Here is a 4,032-nt window from a genome sequence, read left to right on the forward strand (position 1 = left end):
TATTTCTTATCACATTCAGTGTATTTGTAATTTGAATTGGATGTCATAAATTAAGCATGCCACAAAATATGAAGTATTGCCAAATAACTATCAATCAACTCTTAAATAAGAAATGAATCAAATTAAAATAATGAATAAACGAATTACAATTAGTTTTCACTTTACTTGCTGTATCCTTTCTGATACTAGGTCCAAGTTTGAATAATGCATTTGCCGATATTATCCCACCAAAAAAACAGACAGCTTTGGGAATATCCTCAGATGACATATCATGTGAAACTGGAACGTATAAGGTAATTCGAGATAGAACCAATACCCCAGCATGTGTAAAAATAAGTCATGTGATAAAGTTCGTCACTAGCGGTTGGGCAAAACCAATTGATCAGAAAACTTTGGAATCTCAGACAAAACTAGATGCCACTTCATTTGGAACCATAAACAAATTGTTTACCGAACCAGTTAAGACTCAATATGGAAAGGTATTCACAGGTGGTGCTCCATCAGGATATAGTTTTGGATTTGAGGTCTGTGCTTCATTTCTTAGAATCTATGTTCCAGACGTTTTAATAAAATCCGACAGTGAGACACAACGCTATGAAATCCCACAAAATGTAGATCCTAACACTTGCGTTCTTAGTACCACATTTATCAAAGCATCTGATCCAAATAGCATTACAGTCAAGCTGTTAAACAAAGGAGATATTTCGAAACTTTTATCGGATGGTGAAGCAAAGATTGCCTCCCTTCAGCAAGAACTTGACATTGCAAAAAAAGCATTAGGAGATAAATCATCTCCAGACACTAGTCAGTCTTCAAAGATAATAGAACTCAGAAAACAAATCAACAATGAAAAAGAGGATCTTTATAGATTGTACTTTACGATATATGCTGAACCAAAAGAAAAATACAATATTCAAAAACTAACTTTTACTGGCATTCCGATTACGGGTGAATCAACTGAAATAATTGCTGTTAAAAAATCATTGAGTGCTGAAAACACATTTGATGTAGTGTTTGAAGCATGTGCTGCTGATAAACAAATTAGTCTTCCTGTAGTGAGAATCTCTTCTGATACAGAAACTACCAATGTAAAAATCGGTGACAAGATCTCCCCAAACACTTGTCAGATGACTTCAACAAAGATTACCTCTAAGAATCCAGATACAATTAAGATAGATACTGCTGGAAATACAGACTCTAACAAAATACCTAACATTGAAAATCAGTTAATTCAATTACAAAAGCAATTAAACGATGAAAGAAACACGATCCGCTCACTAATTCATGACACAAAAAAATCTGATTACAATGAGCAGCTAGAAATGCATTCTGCAAAAATAATTGAATTGAGAGGTCAGATCAGTCTTCTCAAGGAACAGTATAACCAAATACTGTATAGAGCATTTAGACAATAAATTAAATCAACAAATTGAACAAATAATAAGAAAATTAGATGAAAGAGAATCTAAACTATACGTCCAATTCATCCTTATTTTGATATCTGGCCACGCACTACTTCGTACAAATGTTCCTCATTTATCATAGATAACAAAACTATGAGATCTGTGGATGAGATGATTCCTTTAATTTTCCCGTCATCTATTACAGGAAGTTCATGAATTTTTTTTGCTAGCATCAATTCAACTGCATCCAAAATTGAAGCATCCGATTTAACCGAGATTATCGGAGATGACATTATTTCTTTAATTTCAGTTTCAGGTTTATTTTCATAAATAGTCAATGCTACGGCAATGTCTTCATACGTTACAATTCCTAGGATCTCTTCTGAATCTTGAACCACTAATGATGGAATGTGGGATTCATACATGATTTTACTTGCATCTTTTACACTAGTATTTGATTGAATTGACTTTATGTTTCGAGTCATAAAATTATTTATTGAAATTTTGGTCTTTTCTGAATCAGACATAATACAAATCGATTTATTTTCTTTTTAAGATTTTGCTCTATTATCAAATATGGCATGCCACAATTGATCCCCTATTGACAAATATCTCTATGTTCTAATAATTTTGAAAATGCAACAAATACAATATGTTGAAAATGGCCACTCCAAGGCTACAAAAACTCTGGTTGAAAGTACTCCAGTAAAAGCGGATGAAAAACTTCACCTAGAGTTGATATCTAAATGCAATACATCTGCAATGTATGTTGTTGGTTTGTCTTGGATATTTGTAGAGGATGATGACTATTGATCAGAAATTTTACATCATCCATAATTAGAGCTATGAAAAAAGACGGTCATTTAGAATTTGATTCTGAATTATTGGAGTCATTCAAATGATCAGTCACTACATGCCAAAAGGAGGAAAATAATACATGTTTTCCAAAATTATTCTTCTGATTGTATTTTGTATGTCAATAACCATATTGTTAGATAATTCTGCATTTGCTGATGTAGTTTCACCAAAAAAACAAATGAAACTTAATTTCTCCTCTGATGATGTAGTATGCAAGGAAGGACTAATCAGAGTAACAAACGTAAATGACAATCATCCTGCATGTGTGAAAATATCTTCTGTTACAAAATTAATTAAATTTGGATGGGCTTTGCCCATTAATGATGTGTTTTCTGCGATGAACTCTGGAGAAATTCAATCTGTTGGAACTGTAAAAATTCTTGATACTGTAAAGGTCTTTGGTAACTCTGGAATACTTGATCCTAAACCTAGGGTAGTTGGATACAATGTAATATTGGAAGCATGTGCAAAGTCAACTGTTCGATCTCCGGAGATTGTAGTAGTTTCTGACAGTGAAGCAAAACGTGTGAAACTTGCTGAAAGAATTGAGATAGATACATGTCAGACCACAGCAGTACAAATCAAAAGTGCCAACCCTGAATCAATAAAGGCAACCATGACTAACAAAGGTGGAATTACAGCAAAGATCACCAGTCTTGAAAATAAAATTAGTGGATTAGAGCAAAACATTGCAAGTGAAAGAGCAAAATTATCTGGAGTTACAAATGATACTACGAGTACCATCTCCGATACAACTCAGAAAATTGTAGAACTTCGAAACAACATTACAAAGACAAAAGATGAGCTAAATCGATACAAGCTTGCTCTATATGTTGAACCTACCGAGATATCTGGATTAAAGTTCAAGCCCTTTTTAGAATCCCCTATTGATGGTTCGTCTTTAACAAAACTTTCAGTACATAAATCAAACATTCAGCCACAAACTCAACTAAAAAATATTCTAATGTATAATTCACTGTTTCAGATCTGTGCAAAAGACAAAGCCATTCATGCGCCTGAAATTTTGGTGACTTCTGATTTTGAAACACAATCTGTTAGACTTGCTGATGACATATCGCCAAATTCATGTCAAATCAATAGTGTACAAATTAGTACTGAAAACCCCCAATCAATATCTATTTCATTAAAGAATAAAGGCGATATTTCATCATCTATAGATGAATTAGAAAAGAAAGTATCTGATTTACAAGAAAAAATTAAAACTGAAAAACAACGTCTTGAAATTCTAATACATCAGACTCCAAGGTCATTAACCTATGATCTAGAAGTGACTAAACTCACTGAAAATATTGAACACCTAAGAAATGATCTTAATCGGGCCAAAGTTGAAATGTTTAGTGTACTTAATGCACGATAGTACCTGCTTTTCATATTACTTTAGTTCATGCACAAAATAACGAACTAAATGAAAACAAAAATTTGGTAAAATGCATATTAACATCATTATGATTTTATGTTCATGCGTAAAGTGGTGATATCTGTGATCATTGCAGCTGCTGTAATTGTTGGAGGGGTATTAGCTAGTCCACTTTTTTATAAAGTAGAAGTCAATGAGCCATTACCTGTAGCACTAGAGAATCTTGAACAAGGCTTGACTCTGGAAAAATTTTCAATTATGGATGAACAGGAACGTCAAGTAATTGTTGACAAGATGCCTCAATCTGTAATAGATATGATGATGGAAGAATCGGCTAGCCTGCCTACGATTGTTTCAGAGGATATGGATGACATAATGGGTAAAGATTCTGAA

The 4,032-nt window shown here is 33.2% G+C and carries 5 protein-coding genes; 4 read left to right on the forward strand and 1 reads right to left on the reverse strand.

Annotated elements, in window-relative coordinates; translation table 11 throughout:
- The first annotated feature begins 197 nt into the window (after positions 1 to 197).
- Positions 198 to 1,415, forward strand: coding sequence for a hypothetical protein (locus tag BG20_RS04700; RefSeq protein WP_010191535.1), 1,218 nt, complete (start codon positions 198 to 200; stop codon positions 1,413 to 1,415).
- 74 nt (positions 1,416 to 1,489) lie between these two features.
- Here the strand turns inward: BG20_RS04700 and BG20_RS04705 are convergent, their stop codons facing one another.
- The gene (locus BG20_RS04705) at positions 1,490 to 1,930 is read right to left on the reverse strand and encodes a CBS domain-containing protein (RefSeq protein WP_010191538.1); all 441 of its coding nucleotides are present in this window, start codon (positions 1,928 to 1,930) and stop codon (positions 1,490 to 1,492) included.
- A 109-nt stretch (positions 1,931 to 2,039) separates the two neighbouring features.
- Here BG20_RS04705 and BG20_RS12665 point away from each other — a divergent pair, with 109 nt between their 5' ends.
- From BG20_RS12665 to BG20_RS04715, 3 genes are all read left to right on the forward strand, one after another.
- Complete coding sequence (locus tag BG20_RS12665; protein ID WP_193353019.1) at positions 2,040 to 2,216, forward strand: hypothetical protein; 177 nt, start codon at positions 2,040 to 2,042, stop codon at positions 2,214 to 2,216.
- Between the two features lie 124 nt (positions 2,217 to 2,340).
- Positions 2,341 to 3,639 carry a hypothetical protein gene (locus tag BG20_RS04710; RefSeq protein WP_048097065.1) on the forward strand — a complete coding sequence of 433 codons (1,299 nt, stop codon included), beginning with the start codon at positions 2,341 to 2,343 and terminating at the stop codon, positions 3,637 to 3,639.
- Between the two features lie 123 nt (positions 3,640 to 3,762).
- Positions 3,763 to 4,032, forward strand: a 270-nt coding sequence (locus BG20_RS04715; protein ID WP_133936239.1) for a hypothetical protein, incomplete at its 3' end; no start/stop codon positions are given.

Source organism: Candidatus Nitrosarchaeum limnium BG20, from assembly GCF_000241145.1.
Classification (GTDB): domain Archaea; phylum Thermoproteota; class Nitrososphaeria; order Nitrososphaerales; family Nitrosopumilaceae; genus Nitrosarchaeum; species Nitrosarchaeum limnae.

Coding starts and splice junctions, on each gene's coding strand:
- BG20_RS04705 (WP_010191538.1), bottom strand. CDS start 1,930: ATGTCTGATTCAGAAAAGACCAAAATTTCAATAAATAATTTTATGACT.
- BG20_RS12665 (WP_193353019.1), top strand. CDS start 2,040: ATGCAACAAATACAATATGTTGAAAATGGCCACTCCAAGGCTACAAAA.
- BG20_RS04710 (WP_048097065.1), top strand. CDS start 2,341: ATGTTTTCCAAAATTATTCTTCTGATTGTATTTTGTATGTCAATAACC.